The sequence below is a fragment of the Hymenobacter psoromatis genome (assembly GCA_001596155.1).
In the GTDB taxonomy this organism is placed as follows: Bacteria; Bacteroidota; Bacteroidia; order Cytophagales; family Hymenobacteraceae; genus Hymenobacter.
This window is the reverse complement of record CP014771.1, coordinates 3,508,821-3,524,834: the sequence shown is the minus strand read 5'-3', so window position 1 is coordinate 3,524,834 and position 16,014 is coordinate 3,508,821. Positions and strand designations below refer to the sequence as shown.

General features: G+C 63.5%; 13 protein-coding genes. 9 read left to right on the top strand and 4 right to left on the bottom strand.

Annotation, left to right across the window (positions count from 1 at the left end; translation table 11 throughout):
* Window positions 1–45: 45 nt before the first annotated feature.
* The 3 genes from A0257_15030 (at window position 46) to A0257_15020 (ending at window position 2,622) form a co-directional block, all read left to right on the top strand.
* Window positions 46–498 carry a hypothetical protein gene (locus A0257_15030; protein ID AMR28271.1) on the top strand — a complete coding sequence of 151 codons (453 nt, stop codon included), beginning with the start codon at window positions 46–48 and terminating at the stop codon, window positions 496–498.
* Between the two features lie 193 nt (window positions 499–691).
* The gene (locus A0257_15025; protein AMR28270.1) at window positions 692–1,408 is read left to right on the top strand and encodes a short-chain dehydrogenase; all 717 of its coding nucleotides are present in this window, start codon (window positions 692–694) and stop codon (window positions 1,406–1,408) included.
* An 86-nt stretch (window positions 1,409–1,494) separates the two neighbouring features.
* Window positions 1,495–2,622, top strand: coding sequence for a hypothetical protein (locus A0257_15020; GenBank protein ID AMR28269.1), 1,128 nt, complete (start codon window positions 1,495–1,497; stop codon window positions 2,620–2,622).
* A gap of 13 nt (window positions 2,623–2,635) precedes the next feature.
* Here A0257_15020 and A0257_15015 read toward each other — a convergent pair whose 3' ends face one another.
* Window positions 2,636–4,237: a hypothetical protein gene (locus A0257_15015; GenBank protein ID AMR28268.1), complete on the bottom strand. Its 1,602-nt coding sequence runs from the start codon at window positions 4,235–4,237 to the stop codon at window positions 2,636–2,638.
* A 213-nt stretch (window positions 4,238–4,450) separates the two neighbouring features.
* Here A0257_15015 and A0257_15010 point away from each other — a divergent pair, with 213 nt between their 5' ends.
* From A0257_15010 to A0257_14990, 5 genes are all read left to right on the top strand, one after another.
* A complete protein-coding gene (locus tag A0257_15010; GenBank protein AMR28267.1) occupies window positions 4,451–5,356 on the top strand; it encodes a short-chain dehydrogenase in 906 nt (301 codons plus the stop codon).
* Window positions 5,357–5,440: 84 nt separating this feature from the next.
* Entirely contained in the window at window positions 5,441–6,010 is a 570-nt protein-coding gene (locus tag A0257_15005) for a hypothetical protein (protein AMR28266.1), read from the top strand.
* Between the two features lie 214 nt (window positions 6,011–6,224).
* The gene (locus A0257_15000) at window positions 6,225–7,796 is read left to right on the top strand and encodes a ribonuclease BN (protein ID AMR29793.1); all 1,572 of its coding nucleotides are present in this window, start codon (window positions 6,225–6,227) and stop codon (window positions 7,794–7,796) included.
* A gap of 197 nt (window positions 7,797–7,993) precedes the next feature.
* Window positions 7,994–9,328: a glycoside hydrolase family 1 gene (locus A0257_14995; protein ID AMR28265.1), complete on the top strand. Its 1,335-nt coding sequence runs from the start codon at window positions 7,994–7,996 to the stop codon at window positions 9,326–9,328.
* Between the two features lie 232 nt (window positions 9,329–9,560).
* Window positions 9,561–12,146 (top strand): hypothetical protein, encoded by a 2,586-nt coding sequence (locus tag A0257_14990; GenBank protein AMR28264.1) that lies wholly within the window; start codon window positions 9,561–9,563, stop codon window positions 12,144–12,146.
* A 28-nt stretch (window positions 12,147–12,174) separates the two neighbouring features.
* Here A0257_14990 and A0257_14985 read toward each other — a convergent pair whose 3' ends face one another.
* Entirely contained in the window at window positions 12,175–12,927 is a 753-nt protein-coding gene (locus A0257_14985) for a hypothetical protein (GenBank protein ID AMR28263.1), read from the bottom strand.
* A 437-nt stretch (window positions 12,928–13,364) separates the two neighbouring features.
* Here A0257_14985 and A0257_14980 point away from each other — a divergent pair, with 437 nt between their 5' ends.
* Window positions 13,365–14,192, top strand: a complete 828-nt coding sequence (locus A0257_14980) for a permease (GenBank protein AMR29792.1) — start codon at window positions 13,365–13,367, stop codon at window positions 14,190–14,192.
* A gap of 258 nt (window positions 14,193–14,450) precedes the next feature.
* Here the strand turns inward: A0257_14980 and A0257_14975 are convergent, their stop codons facing one another.
* Window positions 14,451–15,392: a hypothetical protein gene (locus tag A0257_14975; protein ID AMR28262.1), complete on the bottom strand. Its 942-nt coding sequence runs from the start codon at window positions 15,390–15,392 to the stop codon at window positions 14,451–14,453.
* Between the two features lie 46 nt (window positions 15,393–15,438).
* Window positions 15,439–15,996 (bottom strand): hypothetical protein, encoded by a 558-nt coding sequence (locus A0257_14970; protein AMR28261.1) that lies wholly within the window; start codon window positions 15,994–15,996, stop codon window positions 15,439–15,441.
* Between the last annotated feature and the right edge of the window lie 18 nt (window positions 15,997–16,014).

The following is a 16,014-nucleotide window of genomic DNA, read 5'->3' as shown; positions in this document are numbered from 1 at the left end:
AAACGAGCGCCTTACTAGTTTCACCCAGCCAGCCGCTCCTGTTTCATGACTACTAATTTTACCGGGCCTAAATCAGAGAATATTATCGTGCTCGACTCGTACTACGAGCCGCTGGCGGCGCACCTGGCCCGCACCCGCCTGGAGGCGGCGGGTATTCCATGCTTTCTGACCAACGAAAATATGGTGTCGCTCAACCGCATGTATAGCCCGGTGGCGGGCGGCGTGCGGCTACACGTGTATGAGCGCGACGCGGCCCGCGCCGCCGAGGCCCTGCGCGAGCCCACCGTGATGCAGGCCTCGCGCGGTGGCCTGGCCGAGCCTACTGAAGAAACCGCTGACGGCCAGGCGTGTCCGCGCTGCAGTTCGCATGACGTGAGCTACGACGCGGCGGCCGCGCCGGGGGCGGCGCACTGGTTTGTGGCGCTGCTGTCGCGGCTGCGGCGCTACCCCCTGCAAGGGCGGGCGCACCACTGCTTTCACTGCGGCCTGAATTTTTGAGTTATACTCGTCACGAAAAAAGAACGTCATTCCGAGCTTGTCGAGGAATCTCGCTCGCGCCGTTCGGGCTTCGGTCAACGACGCGGGCGAGATTCCTCGGCAAGCTCGGAATGACGTTCCATTGAGCACCTCCCTTCACAAAGACCATAACTGCGGGGCCAACTTTTTGCGGGCCGGCCGGCTTTAAAGGGGCATGGAAAAGCACGCTTCAAAAGTTGCCCTCATCACGGGGGCCAATAAGGGCCTGGGCCTGGAAATAGCCCGTCAGCTCGGTCAGCAGGGCATTATAGTGGTGCTGGGAGCCCGCCAGGGCAAGGCCGACGCGCCGGCCGCGCAGCTGCGCGCCGAGGGCCTCGCGGCCCACGCCGTGGAGCTGGACGTGACCAGCGCCGCCGACATCGCGGCCCTACCCCCCTACTTTGACCGGACCTTCGGCCGGCTCGATATTCTGGTGAACAATGCCGGGGTGCAGCTCGACGATGGCCCCGACGTGAGCCCCGACACGCTGCGCCAAACCTACGAGGCCAATGTCATTGGGCCTTACGCCATTACGCAGGCCTTGCTGCCGTTGCTGCGGCAGGCCCCGGCGGGGCGCATCGTGAATCAGAGCAGTATTCTGGGGTCGCTCACGGCTATCAGCCAGGGGCAGGGGGGTAGCTGGGCCACGCCGGGCTACACTTCGTCGAAGGCCGCGCTGAATATGCTGACGGTGGTGCTGGCCCAGCAGTTGGCGGGCACGGCCATCAAGGTAAATGCCGCGCACCCTGGCTGGGTCAAGACGGCCCTGGGCGGCGACAATGCCCCGCTCGAAGTGGCCGAGGGTGCCAAAACTGCCGTGCGCCTGGCCCTGCTGCCCACCGACGGCCCCACCGGCGGCTACTTCCACGACGCCGAGCACCTGCCTTGGTAGCTGCTTGCTGACAACCATTTACAGAAAAAGGTCATCTTTACCACATGAAGCGGTTTGGATGGCCTTTTTGTTGGTGGCTGCTGGGGTTGCTACCCCTGGGTGCGGGGGCGCAAGCGCGCCAGGCCGGCAATGGCTTGGTGGGGACTTATTACGATGGGCACAACTTTGAGCGCAAAGTGCTGACCCGGCGCGACGCGACTATCAACTTCGACTGGCACGGGCAGAGCCCGGCAGCGGGCCTGGAAGCTGAGGATTTTTCGGTGCGCTGGACGGGCTGGCTGGTGCCGCCCACCACGGGCCACTACGTGCTGCACCTCAGCGTGGATGATGGCATCCGGCTGTGGCTCAATGGCCGCGAGCTGCTGAATGAGTGGCGCGGGCAGTCCCTGAGCTACTACCAGTTGGCCGTGGACCTGAAAGCCGGCGAGCCCTATTCACTGCGAATAGACTACTGCCAGTATTCTTTCTCCACGCGGATGCGGCTGGCCTGGGAAGCGCCCGCCGTGGGCCCTACCCCCGGCAACTGGCGCAACCTCTGGGGCGTGGCCGAGGAAAAAGCCGGGCCCGTTGTTATTCCGACGCGCTACTTATTTAGCCAGCAGCCGGCCGTGGTGGCAGCCCCGCCGCCCGCGCCTCCTGCCCGGCCCACACCACCAGTTCAACTCCAGGCAGTGAAGGTGAACGCCCCGCGCCAGGATGCTCCTGCCAAGGCAGCGCTGCTGCCAAAGCCGCCGGTTGCTACGCTAAAAGTGCGACCCCGGAGCTACCTGGCAATGGTCGCCGCGCCCGCGCCGCCCATTACGCGGCCCCTACCCCCTGCCGCGCCACTTGACTCAGGCCGCGTCAATAGGATGGCCGCCCGCCTGGCCGCTGGGCAAGCCGTGACGCTGCGGGATTTGTATTTTGAGCAAGGCCACGCCGACTTGCTGCCAGCCGTGCGGGCCAGCCTCGACACGCTGGCGGTGGCCCTGGCCCAGCGCCCTACCCTCCGCCTCGAGGTGCAAGGCCACACCGACAACCAGGGCGACCCCAGCATCAACCAGCGGCTCTCGCGGCAGCGGGCCGAAGTGGTGTGCCAATACCTGGCTATGCAGGGCGTGGCGCCCGCGCGGCTGCGGGCCGTGGGCTACGGCGGCAGCCGCCCGGTGGCCGACAACCGCCAGCCCGACCAGCGCCCGCGCAACCGCCGGGTGGTGCTGCGGCCCCTACCCTAGCGCCACCCGCGCCCTACCGCGCGGCAGCCACGCCCCGGCGACTAGAATTGTGCGGCGGCGTGAGGGTTTTGGGGTGCGGAGCGGGGCGGCGCACCGTTACGGGCACCGGCGCTTTGGCCTGTTTTACATAGGGTAGTAGCCAGTCACGCAAGTAGTTGAAGGCTTCCTGGGAAAAGGCCGGCTGCTGTTCGCCAGCCACGATGGGCCACTGCGCACGGTCGGGCTGAAACAGGTGGTTGACGCCCGCCAGGCGGTGCGCCTGCACGGGCTGGTGCGCCTGGCGCAGCCCGCGCTGCAGCACCGCCAGGTTGCGGCTGGCCGCCACCTGCAAGTCGGCCGTGCCGTTGAGCAGCAACGCCGGGCAGCGCACCAGCGGCAGGCGGGCAGCGGGGTCAAAATCGAGAAAAAAGCGGGCCCAGGGCGAGGTGAGCTGCGTGGCGCGGGCGCGGGCCATCGCCTCATCGACGCCCGTGTTGCTACCGCGCAGCAGGGCAATGATTTTGGTGCGGGCCGCCGCTTGGTTGGGCGTTTGGCGCACGATTTCCACTAGCTGGTCGTAGAGGCCCTGGGCGGCTTTTATTTGCCCGCCATCGGCCCCAATGAGGCGCATAATCTCGCCCTGCTGGCGGCGCAGCACGTCGCGCCCCGACTGCCCATAGCCCGCTAATGATACCACGAAGGCCGGCGCCTCGTCGGGCGCGGGGGCGGCGGCGGCCAGCAGCGCCACGTTGGCCCCTTCGCCGTGGCCCAGCAGGCCCACTTGCGAGGAGGCCACGTTGGGGCGGCTGCGCAAAAACTCCAGCGCGGCCTGCGCGTCGCCAACCAGGTCGGCGGTAGTGGAACGGGCGTAGTCGCCACCCGATTTGCCTACCCCCCGGTCGTCGAAGCGCAGCACGGCCAAGCCGTGGCGGGTGAGGTAATCGGCCAGAATACCGAATAGCCGGTAGCCTTGCAGCTCCGAGTCGCGGTCTTGCGGGCCTGAGTCGGAGAGGAGCGCCACGGCCGCGAAGGGCCCTTCGCCATTGGGCGTGGTGAGCGTGCCGCGCAGCTTTATTTTGTCGTCAGAGTTATAGAATGTCACTTCCGACTCGCGATAGGGCGGCGTGAGGCGCAGCTTTTTGGTGGCCTGGGCGGCGGCCGGGGCGGTGCCGCGGCTCAGCGTCAGCTCCGTTTTGAGGCCGGGCTGCTGCCAAGTGCCGCTCAGCTGGCTACCCCCGGCCAGCACTTTGCCCTCGAAGCGACTACCCGCCTGCTCGACGCGCAGCGTCAGGTTATCGTCTTTCAGCACCACTTCCACTGGCATGCGGCTGATGTGCTGCTGCGGCACGTCGAGCGCCGCGTAGTAGGTGCCGTTGCTGAGCGGCACAATGGTAATCAGCAGCGTGAGCGAGCCGCCGGGCACTTTCAACGGCCCTTGCCACTGCCCGCTCAGGCGCGGGGGCTCAACGGGCTCGCGCGGCGCGGCTGCAACAGTTCCGAACCAGCTTAAGCAGCATAAAAAAAGTAATAATCTCAGCATTAATTTTAACTCTGACGGGGAATAAAAAATAGCGGCATAATAGCCCGTGCGAAATACCAAATTCATGCCGTTTTGGATTGCGTCGGGAGAATCCATAAGGGGTGAATCTTCACTTGCAATCTGTCTCATAAAAAATACCTTGACTTGCTACAGTCCTATTCTATCGCTAATCAGGAAGTTGGTTTACAAATACTATTCTTGTTCGATTGTTTGGGGCCGACCGACGAAAAATTGCCAGCCTGCTAGTGCGCAGGCTGGCCGCGCGGGCGGTTTTTACGTAAGTTAAAGTCTTCGCCAGCCTTTTCCACCATGCCTACTTCCAAGCCCGCCAAGCCCACGACGACGCCCAAGCGCCCCACCGCCAAAGACATGAAAGGGCACGCTCAAAAGCTGCCCTACCCCGCCAAACAGGCCGATATGAAGCTGCAACCCCAGAGCAGCCTGGCTGCCTACCGCGCCGCCGGCAAGCTCGAAGGCAAGGTGGCGCTCATCACCGGGGGCGACTCGGGCATTGGGCGCGCCGTGGCCATTGCCTTTGCCAAAGAAGGGGCCAACGTGGCCATCTTATTCAATGAAAACCAGGAGGATGCGCAAGAAACCCAGCGCCTCGTGGAACAGGAAAACCGCAAGTGCCAGCTTTTGCAGCTCGATGTGCGCGACCGTGAGCAGGCTTTCCAGGCCGTGCGGCTGGTGCGGGCCGAGCTGGGTGGGTTGAATATTCTGGTCAACAACGCGGCCTTTCAGATGGCGCAGGAGAAGTTTGAAGACATCCCAGAGGCCCAGATTCGGCGCACGTTCGACACCAATATTTTGGGCTATATGTGGATGGCGCAGGCCGTGATTCCGCACCTGAAAAGTGGCGACTGCATCATCAATACGGGTAGCATCGTGGGTATCGTGGGCATTCCGCTGCTGGTGGATTATGCGTGCACGAAGGCTGGTATTCACGCCCTTACCAAGTCGCTGGCTTTGTATTTGGGTGAGCGCAACATTCGGGTAAACTGCGTGGTGCCCGGCCCGGTCTGGACGCCCAACATCCCCGGCACCATGCCGCTGGATGAAATCGCGAAGTTTGGCCACGAAGTGGCGCTCAAGCGGCCCGGCCAACCCGAGGAGCTGGCCCCGGCCTACGTGCTGTTGGCCTCGCAAGACGGCTCGTTTATGACTGGCGCGCTGGTGCACGTGACGGGCGGCAAGCTCAGCAGCGACGAGTAAACATCTGGCCCATTTAGCCGTTGAGATTGAAGCAAATCTGCTGAGCCAGTGGCCGGCAGGCTTGCGCCAAATTGCCTTTATTTTATGACTTCTCAGGATTTGCTACCCTCGCCGCACGTGTCGGCGGCGACCCGCGCGGCCCTCAGCCAGCGCCTGGCCGAAACCGGGGCCGCGTATGAGCCCCGGTTTCTGGCACCCGAAACGTTTCGGCTGCTCGAAGCCGTGGCGGCCCAGCTGTTTCCGCAGCCCGAGCGGCCGGTGCCCATCCCGCTCGCGCCGTCCGTGGACCAGCGCCTGGCTGAAGGCCGCGCCGATGGCTGGCGCTACGACGCCCTACCCCCCGACCGCGAGGCGCACCGCATGGGTCTGGGCGGCATTCAGGAAATTTCGCGGAGCTTGTTTCAGGCTGACTTTGAAGCGCTTACGCCTACTCAGAAGGATGAGGTAATTGGTGCGCTGGCGGGCGAAAACCCACCCGGCACCGTTTGGCAGACGCTGCCGGCCGGCCGTTTCTTTGAAGAGTTGTTGGCCGAGCTGACCGAAACCTACTACGCCCACCCGTGGGCGCAGGATGAGATTGGCTACGTGGGCTACGCCGACCTGCCCGCCTGGACTAAAATCGGCCTCAACGAAAAGGAGCCTAGAGAAGCGTAGGGTAAGCTTTAGCTTGCCGGGCTGAGGCTTGTCTATTAGTTGATTGATTCTGAATTTATTACGGCCCTGCGGTGCCAGCTAAAGCTTACCCTACACTATATTTATGCCTGACGAAGAAATTGCCGAAGAAGGCTTGCTGACGCCTACCGAGCCGGCTATTCAGGACCCGCTGCTGCGCGAATTGCTGGCCGAAAATGAGCTGGCTCCGGCTGAGATTACCCAGGAAAAAGCGCAGCCCCTACCCCCCGCCACGGAGGAAGTCGATTGCATCGTGATTGGCCTGGGGGCGGGCGGCGCGCCGCTGCTGGCCCGCCTGGCGCAGGCCGGGCTGCGGGTGGTGGCCCTGGAAGCCGGCCCCTGGCACAACCCCGAGAAGGACTTTGCCACCGACGAGCGTGCCCAGGATTTTCTGTTCTGGAACGATGAGCGGCTGGCAGCCGGCGGCGACCCGCTGGCGATGGGCAAGAACAACTCGGGCACCGGCGTGGGCGGCTCGACGCTACACTACACGGCCTACACGCCCCGCCCGCTGCCCGACGACCTGCACATCAGGCGCGACTTTAGCGTGGGCGAGGACTGGCCCCTGACCTATGACGACCTGGTGCCTTATTATGCAGAGGTTGAGCGCTTTATTGGCGTATCCGGCCCTACTCCCTACCCCTGGGGGCCAGCCCGAAGCGCTGGCTACCCGCTGGCCCCGCTGCCTCTCAACAGCGCTGCGCAGTTGATGATGCGGGGGGCCGAAAAGGTTGGCATTCAGACCTCGCCGGCACCCAACGCGGCGCTGTCGGCGCGCTACTTTCAGGAGGGGGTAGGCTGGCGCGCGGCCTGCACCAACCGCGGCTTTTGCCAGGCGGGCTGCTCCAACGGGGCCAAGTCGAGTATGGACGTGACGTTTATTCCGCTGGCGGTGAAGCACGGCGCGGATATTCGGCCCAATAGCTTCGTGACGGAGATTGAGCGCAACGAGCGGGGTCACGTGTCGGCGGTGGTGTACGTGCAGAACGGCCAAAACCATCGCCTCGCCTGCAAAAACCTGTTTCTCTGCGGCGGCTCGGTCGAAACGCCGCGTTTGCTGCTGCTCAATGAGTTGGCCCTCACCAGCGGGCAGGTGGGCCGCAACCTGATGGCCCACCCCGGCGTGCAGGTGTGGGGCACTTTCCCCGACGAGGTGCGGCCCAACAAAGGCATTCCGGGCGGCCTCATCTCGCAGGATACACACCGGCCTAAGGATGCCGACTTTGTAGGCGGCTATTTGCTGCAAAGCATTGGCGTGATGCCGGTTACGTTTTCGGGCCAGGTGGCGCGGGGCCGCAAGCTGTGGGGCCAGCCACTGCGCGACTACATGCGGCAGTTCAATCACATCGCGGGCATCAATATTCTGGGTGATTGCCTACCCCATGCCAGCAACTACCTGGAGCTGAGCGATGAGCAGGACGCCCGCCAGCTTCCCAAGCCGCGCCTGCACTTCACGGCTCAGGAAAACGAGCACCGCATGAATGCCCACGCCGAAAAGATGATGCGCGACATTTGGGCCGCCGCCGGGGCCACCGATATCTGGTCGTTTCAGCGCTATGCGCACGTTATTGGCACAGCCCGCATGGGCCTGAGCGGCGACGATGCCGTGGTGGACCGCGACGGCCGCGCCTTCGACGTGCCGAACCTCTACATCTGCGACAACTCGGTGTTCCCGAGCGCGTTGAGTGTCAATCCGGCGCTGACTATCATGGCACTTAGCCTGCGCACGGCGGATAAGTTTCTGGAGCAGCAGCGCGTGGCGGGTTAAGTGCGGTAAGCTTTGGGTTGCCAGGTAAAGCGTAGGGTAAGCTTTAGCTTGCCGTTACTAAAAACAGGTAGTTTATAAGCAGCAAATCAATAAGTTGGCTCAACGGAAAGCTTAAGCTTACCGCAAATTCTCGGGCCTGGTAGGCTAAAGCCTACCCTACATTTCTACCTGGCAGGCTAACGCCTACCCTACTTTCCATGAAATCTTTTCTCACAGAAATTAAGGACCACTTCGGCAGCGGCAACTACGAGGGCGATGAGTTTGGGGGCGCGCGCGGGCACAATGGCAACGGCTTGCCCACGGGCTTGCCCAACAACTTCATGTTTGCCACCGGCATTGAGTGCAGCTACCCTACTATCAACCAAGGCAAAACCCGTCGCGACCAACTGGCCGAGTGCGACCACTATAACCGCTACAAGGAAGACCTGGGCTTGGTAAAAGAGCTGGGCCTGAAAGTGTTGCGCTACGGCCTGCCGTACTACAATATTCAGCAAAGCCCCGACAAGTACGACTGGGAATTTGCGGACTTGGCAATGGCGGAGATGCAGCGGCTGGAAATTACGCCTATTCTGGATTTGATGCATTTTGGCGTGCCCGACTGGCTGGGCAATTTCCAGAATCCCGAGCTGCCGGTGCATTTCGCGGCCTACTGCGAGGAAGTGGCCAAGCGCTACCCCTGGGTGCGCTACTACACGCCGGTGAACGAGATTTACGTCACGGCCAAGTCGAGCGCCAAGGACGGTGTTTGGAACGAGCAGCTCAAGTCGGACAAAGGCTTCGTGACGGCCCTCAAGCACACGGTGGCGGCCAGCATTATGGGCACCCAGCGCATTGCCAAGCACCGGCCCGACTGCGTGATTGTGCAGAGCGAATCGGCAGAGTTTACGCACGAGCTGCACGCCGAGCACACCCCCGTCGTGCAGCTGGCGAACAAGCTGCGCTTCGCCTCGCTGGACCTGCTCTACGCGCATCAGCCCGATGGCGACGTGCTTAACTACCTATATGACAACGGCATGACCCGGCGCGAATACGACTGGTTCATGGCCGGCGAACCGCCCGGCTACCAGGTGATGGGCAACGACTACTACGGCCGCAACGAGAAAATAATGCTGCCCGACGGCAGCATCCAGACCAGCATGGACGTGCTGGGCTGGTACACCATTACCCACGACTACTACCAGCGTTACAAGAAGCCGGTGATGCACACCGAAACCAACGTGTTTGACGCGGAGCAGGCCCCGCTGTGGCTCTGGAAACAGTGGGTCAACATCCTGCGGATGCGCAAGGAAGGCGTGCCGGTGCTGGGCTTTACGTGGTATTCACTCATCGACCAGATTGACTGGGAAACCGGCCTAGCCGAGCAAAAGGGCACCGTGAATGCCTGCGGCCTCTACGACCTCGACCGTAAGCCGCGCCCCGTGGCCGATGCCTACAAGATGCTTTTGCAGGAATACGGGCAGATTACCATCGTGCCCCACGGCGAGCTGTTTGAGGTGACGGACCGCCCGGCCACGCTCAAAGTGGAGGTATAAGAAGGCTCAGACTGCCTGTCTTTAAGGTTTATAGGTGCCCTATCCCCTCGCCCTCGGTTAGCCGGGGACACAGGGGGTAGGGCATTTGGGCTAAATAGCGTGGTAACCGAATGCTTAGGTTATGTTTTTCCGCGGCTGCCGGCAGTGGAATTTGTTGCTACGCCGTGGTGATTTGCGTAAATTGCGGACGCAACTTTCTACTTGCCCACTCCGCGCCTATTGCCCTAATTATATGAGATTTATCGTTTCGCTACTGTTGCTAAGCCTGCTGTTGACAGGGCGGCTGGCAGTGGCCCAACGCATGACACTTAGCGGGCAGGTGGTGGAGGCGGCTTCGGGCGAGCCCGTGCCGTTCGCGTCCATCTTCGTGCCCCACACCAGCACCGGCATCACGGCCGACATAGAAGGCCGATTTAAGCTGACCGTGGCGGACACGCCCGACTCGCTGGCGGCCTCGTCGTTGGGGTTTCTGACGCTGCGCAAGAAGCTGACGGATGCCCCGCAGCAAACCATTTTATTTCGCCTCAGGAAAGGCGGGGGGGTAGCGCTGGGCGAAGTATTCATCAGCTCGCGCCAGCCCGAAAACCCGGCGTTTCGCATTCTGCGCGAAGTGCAAAAGCATAAGCCCGAGAATGAGCGCACGGCTCTGCGGTCGGCCGAGTACACTTCCTACAACCGCATTGAGGTAAGCCTGACCGACCTGCCTAAATCGATGGCCAACCGCAAGGTGGTGAAGGACATCCGGGCGCTGGCCGTGCGCCAGGGGGCCACCGCCGCCGCCGACCCCGACGCGCCCCTGCCCCTCTTTGCCTCGGAAGTGGGCTCGAAGGTGTACGTGAAATATGGGCCGCCCATGCACCACCGCGAGGATATTCAGCACAAGCAGATGCGCGGCGCTGGCCCCCGCGAGGGCTCGGTGCTGAGTCAGATGCTGGGCTCTAACTTCCAGAATTTTGACTTTTATCCCAACTGGCAAAATATTCTGGGTAAGGATTTTATCTCGCCCATTTCGGCGGGCGGACGCCTCACCTACGACTACGATTTGCTGGATTCGCTGCTGGTGGGCCAGGACATGTGCTACAAAATCAGGGTGACGCCCCGGCGCTCGCACGATTTGGCGTTCTCAGGCACCATCTGGATTACGAAGCAGGGCTACGCGCTGCGCCGCATCGACGTGATAGCCAGCGAGCACGCCAACCTCAACTTCGTGACCGACCTGCGCATTTTTCAGGAGCTGACGCCGCCCGCCCAGGGGCCGGGCCTGGCCGCCCGCACCCGCCTGGTAGTGGCCATTCAGCCCGGCGAGAAGCAGGCGGCTTTGCGCGTGCGCTTCACCACGGTAAATTCTGATTTTCAGCGCAATGTGTCCCACGATGGCTCGTTCTACGACCAGCCCATTGTGTCAACGGTGATGGAGCCGGGCACCGACAGCGAAACCAGCGGCCTGATGAGCGGGCTACTGCCGAAAGGCGAGGCCGAGGGCTATTTCGATAAAAACCGGCCCGACACCCTGAGCCTAAGCGAGCGCCAGACCTTTGCCGTGCTCGACTCGGCCCGCGAGCTGCCGTCGGTGCGCAACACCCTGGACTGGATTGACCTGTTTATCAACGGCTACAAGCGGGTGGGCGGCACCAATAGTCAGATTGAGCTAGGGCCCATCATCAACACCTTTGCTTACAATAACTTCGAGGGTGCTCGCTTCCGGTTTGGGTTTCGCACTACCCCGGCTTTCAGCCGCAACCTGGTGCTGCAACCCTACGTGGCCTACGGCACCAGGGACGGGCGCATGAAGTACGGGCTGCGGGCCAACTACATTGCCGAGCGACGACACTGGACGGTGTTTGGCGGCGAGTTTCGGCACGATGTGGAGCAGGTGGCCCTGCTCGACAACGACTTTTTGCCCGAGAATAATCTTTTCGTGGCGGCGGCGCGCTGGGGGCGCTTCACGGAGGGGCGGGTTATTCTGCGCAACCTGGCGGTGGCCAGCGTGCAGCGCGACCTGTTTCATGGCTTCACCCAAATGCTGAGCCTGCGCTACCAGGGCATTGCGCCGCTGCACCCGTTTTCGTACTACGACACGCCCAACCAAGGCACCAACGCGCCCCTGGGCCGCAACCTGAGCCTGTCGGAAGTGGTGGTGGAATCGCGCTACGCGCCCGACGAAAACCTGGTGCAGGCCGAAAACCGTCGCCGCGCCGTGGGGCTCAAAAAGTGGCCGGTGTTCACCTTTCGCTACACGCTGGGCTCGCGCAACCTCTTCGATGACAGCAACCATCCGATTTACCAGAAATTCAACCTCCTGGTAACGCACAGCGTATCGGCCGGGCACTTCGGCCGCCTGGCCTACCGGGTGGAGGGCAGCTACATTCCCAATACCGTCCCGTACATCATCCTGAAAACGCCGCTGGGCAACGAAACGCCGTTCTTCAACGTCAACTCGTTCAACCTGATGCGTTATTTCGAGTTTGTGACCGACCGCTCGGTATCGCTGCGCCTCGACCATCATTTCGAAGGGGTAATTCTGAATGCCATTCCGGTTATCAAGCGCTTCAACTGGCGGCTCGTTGCCACGGCCAACGGCCTGTATGGTGGGCTTACGCAGGCCAACCAGAACCTGCTGCCCCCATTCGACATGAACGGCAACCCCCTGGTGCGCCTGCATTCCCTGAACAGCGCCGTTCCTTACCTGGAGGCGGGCTATGGTATCGAGAACATTTTCAAGTTCTTACGCGTCGATTTCATTCACCGCCTCACCTATCGCGACCTGCCCAACGCCCACAACTTTGGCGTGAAGCTGGGCGCGCAGTTCCGGCTCTGAGCAGGGGGTAGGGCGCGGCCCTACCCCCCTACGGCAGCTCGGTGAACTCGGTGGCGGGCCGGGCAGCCTGGCCCGGCCGCAGCACCCGCGCCTGCCCATCCTGGATGATAACGGCCGCCCGCGCCAGGCCCAGAAACAGGCCGTGCTCGACAATGCCGGGAATGGTTTTGAGTTGCGCGGCCAAGTGCTCAGCATCAGCGATTTGCCCGAAGTGGCAATCCACCAGCAGGTTTTTCTGGTCGGAATATACGGGGGCGCTGGGGTCGTCTTTGGCCATGCGCAGGGCGGGCGCGCCGCCGAGCTTTTCGACCGCATCGAGCACCCAGGGCAGAGCGAAGGGCACCACTTCCAGCGGCAGTGGAAACCGGCCCAGGCGCGGCACCAGCTTGCTCGAATCGACAATGACGAGCAGGTAGCGCGTGGCCGTTTCGAGCACTTTTTCGCGCAGCAGCGCCCCGCCGCCGCCCTTGATAAGGCGCAGCTCGGGGTCGAGCTCATCGGCCCCATCCACGGTCAGGTCGAAGGTGAGGCCGCGCCGGGGCTCCAGCAGCGGAATGCCCACCTGCCGCGCCAGCGCCTCGCTGGCCAGCGAGGTGGCGAGGCCCTGCACCTTGAGGCCCTGGCGCACCCGCTCGCCGAGCTGGGTGATGAAGTGGGCCGATGTGGTGCCGGTGCCCAGGCCCAGCACCATGCCATCGCGCACCCAGCGCACGGCGGCGGCGGCGGCCTGGGCTTTTTCCTGGTCCTGGGGCGAGAGGGCGGGGGCGTTGGGCGAAGTCATGGGGGGTAGGGGCTACGAGTAAGCTGTTAATATTCCTTAACGGAGTAGGGAACAAAAAAGAACGTCATTCCGAGCTTGCCGAGGAATCTCGCTCGCATCGTTGCACGAAGCCCGAACGATGCGAGCGAGATTCCTCGGCAAGCTCGGAATGACGTTCTATTGAGTAACTCACTGCGTGACGGGTACAAAATCTGCGGCAATGTTACGGCAGCGCCGCTGGTGCCGCCAGCGGCGGACCGGCCAGGCGCGGCTACCGGCCGTAATTTTGCCCCATGCCTGCCTCCGCCCTACCCCCCCTCGCCCCCACCACGCCCGCCGAGCTGACGCCCCCCGCCGTATCGGCCGCGCCCGAGGTGGGGCCGGCGGCGGGCCCAGCGCCCTCGGCGGCGGCCTGGGGGCTGCTGCTGGTGCTGTCGCTCATCTGGGGCACGTCGTTTATCCTGATCAAGAAGGGCTTAGTGGTGTTTTCGGCGGTGGAGCTGGGGGCCACGCGGGTGAGCGTAGCGGCGCTGCTGCTGCTGCCGTTTGCGCTGCGCGAAATCGGGCGCGTCGAGCGCAGCCGGCTCAAGTGGCTGGCCCTCGGCGGCACGGTGGGCACGCTGATTCCGGCATTTTTGTTTGCCTACGCCGAAACGCGGCTGGCCTCGGGGCTGGCGGGCGTGCTCAATGCGCTCACGGCGGTGTTTGCGCTGCTGATGGGTGCGCTGTTTTTTGGGCAGCGCCTCACCGGGGCGCGGGTGCTGGGCATCGGGCTGGGCCTGGCGGGCACGCTGGTGCTGATGCTGCTGGGCGGCAGCGCCGCCGATGGCCCTGCCCCCGGCGGCGCGGGCAACGCCTGGTACGGCGGCTACATCGTGCTGGCCACCATCGGCTACGGCCTGAGCGTGAACGTGATAAAATACCGGCTGCACGCGCTCACGCCGGTGGCCGTGACGTCGCTGCTGCTGCTTATTATCGGGGGGCCGGCGCTGGCGTATTTGCTGCTGGGCACGGGCTTCGCGCACAAGCTGGCCACGGTGCCGGGCGCGTGGGCGGCGTTTGGCTACATCGCGCTGCTGGCCACGCTGAGCACGGCCGTGGCTACGCTGCTGTTTAACATGCTGTTGCAGCGCTCCACTACGCTTTTTGCCTCGTCGAGCACCTACCTCATTCCCATCGTGGCGCTGGCCTGGGGCGCGCTCGATGGCGAGGCCTTCAACCTGTGGCACGCGGCGGGCATGGTGGTTATTTTGGCCGGCGTGTTCGTCATTCACCGGGCGCGGTAGCTTTTCAGTTAACAGGTATCAATTAACATTTAACAGCTGATTACGCGGTCAGCGTCGCCCTCCGCGTCAACCTCATCCCCTAGCCCCCTCTCCTGCGGAGAGGAGGAACTATCTTTTAGCTTTATATTTAATTTATCTAATTGATTTGCATTATAAAACTAAGCTAGAGCTAGTTCCCCCTCTCCGCAGGAGAGGGGGCTAGGGGGTGAGGTTGACGCGGAGGGCGGTACCACCGCGTAACAGCAGCTGTTAACTGAATCAAAAATCCCGCCCTACCCCCACCACACCCCAGCGGTGCGTGCGGCCGCCCGCAAACTCAGCCCCCACGTACACGGCCGTGGCCGTGAAGCTGAGGCCGCCGTGCGCCAGCACTACGCCGCCGGTGCTGTGCAGCACCGTGTGGCTTAGTTGGCTGAAAGCCAATATATACGGGCTGCTTCGATTAAACAATCCGCCTTGCAGCGTGGCATCGTAGCCCACCAGCCGGCCGCTGAGCGTGGCCTCGGCGTAGCACTGCCAGCGGGGCGGGCGAGAGGCGTTCGCATTGGCAAAAAAGGGCGTGAAGTTGCCGACTCGCAGGCGGCCGCCTACCCCCGCGTAGGTGTAGAGCGTGCCCAGCGAGGCCTCGGCGCGGCCAATGAGCTCGGCGGCGCGGCCCAGGGCCAGGAGCTGCTTGTCGAGGCTGGCGCGGTAGCCCAGCACGGCGTCGGAGCGCACCTGGTGGTCCCAGCCGCGGGGGGTAGGGTTGTGGGTGAGCTCGTGCAGCTTGGTCTGGATGAGCTTGCCGCCGGCCGCCGGGCCGAGGTAGCCGATTTCGACGGCCGTAGTCAGGCGCTGCTTTTTGCCTTCTTGATTGTTGATGCGGTACAGCGAAGCGTAGAGATACGCCGCGTAGGGCCGGTCGCCCACCCGAATGCGCGCATCGGTGATGCTGAGCGGCGTGAAGCCATCGTAGCGCAGCGCCACGCCGTGGGTGCGCAGGCTGCCGGCGGGGCCGCGCGGCAGCAGGCGGTTGATGGGCGAGCGGGCCAGCGCCGGGCTCGCCCAGTCAAAGGTCATTCCCTGGGTAAAATAATAATCGGTGCCGAAGAAAAAATCGTTGGCGTAGGTGTAGGCCAGGTGCCGCACCGGGCTGGTGGGGCGCAGGCTATCGGCCGGGGCCAGCGGCAGGCAGGCAAGCAGGAGCAGCAGTGGAGCCATTGGCATAACCTACGGGTTTTTAACCGCTTCGGAACAGCCCGCCGGCTCAGCGGCTGAATACATACGGCCACTCCTGGTAGCGCTGGGCCAGGCCGGCCTGCCAGGGCTGGCCGCCCACGTAGGCCAGGATGCGCGTTAGCTCGGCGGCGTCGGCCACGGGGTAGTCGTGCCAGCCGGGCTGCCAAAATGGAGCTTCGGGCGGCAGCTTGGGGCGCACGAGGCGGCGGCAGGCGGCGGCCGTGCGCTGGTGCAGCAGGTCGAGGGCTTTGGCGAGGGCCAGGCCGCTGCGGGCGGGCAGGTGCAGCACGAGGTGCGCGTGGTTGGGCAAGATGGCGAAGCCATGCACCACGAAGCCGGTTTCTTCGAGCATCATGATTTCGCCGGCCAAGGCTTCGGCTAGTGGTTCGTTTTCGAAGTAGCACGGGCCGGGGCTGGCGCGGTCGAGGGCCGCGTCGAACTTGACGAAAAACGCTTTCTGGGCGCGGCGGTGGTCGAGGCCGGCCGCCTGGGCCTGGCGCAGGTCGGCTTGCAGCGCGCGGGTGGTGGCGGCGGTGAGCGTGCCGGGCAGGCGCAGCGTGAGCAAAACGGTTTCGCCGAGGGGCATAACTTGAATAGGTTCTTC

Excerpts from the sequence above, each read along its gene's own strand:
- A0257_14970 (AMR28261.1), bottom strand. The coding sequence starts at position 15,996 with ATGCCCCTCGGCGAAACCGTTTTGCTCACGCTGCGCCTGCCCGGCACG.
- A0257_14985 (AMR28263.1), bottom strand. The coding sequence starts at position 12,927 with ATGACTTCGCCCAACGCCCCCGCCCTCTCGCCCCAGGACCAGGAAAAA.
- A0257_15030 (AMR28271.1), top strand. The coding sequence starts at position 46 with ATGACTACTAATTTTACCGGGCCTAAATCAGAGAATATTATCGTGCTC.
- A0257_14990 (AMR28264.1), top strand. The coding sequence starts at position 9,561 with ATGAGATTTATCGTTTCGCTACTGTTGCTAAGCCTGCTGTTGACAGGG.
- A0257_14975 (AMR28262.1), bottom strand. The coding sequence starts at position 15,392 with ATGGCTCCACTGCTGCTCCTGCTTGCCTGCCTGCCGCTGGCCCCGGCC.
- A0257_15025 (AMR28270.1), top strand. The coding sequence starts at position 692 with ATGGAAAAGCACGCTTCAAAAGTTGCCCTCATCACGGGGGCCAATAAG.
- A0257_15015 (AMR28268.1), bottom strand. The coding sequence starts at position 4,237 with ATGGATTCTCCCGACGCAATCCAAAACGGCATGAATTTGGTATTTCGC.
- A0257_15010 (AMR28267.1), top strand. The coding sequence starts at position 4,451 with ATGCCTACTTCCAAGCCCGCCAAGCCCACGACGACGCCCAAGCGCCCC.
- A0257_15005 (AMR28266.1), top strand. The coding sequence starts at position 5,441 with ATGACTTCTCAGGATTTGCTACCCTCGCCGCACGTGTCGGCGGCGACC.
- A0257_14995 (AMR28265.1), top strand. The coding sequence starts at position 7,994 with ATGAAATCTTTTCTCACAGAAATTAAGGACCACTTCGGCAGCGGCAAC.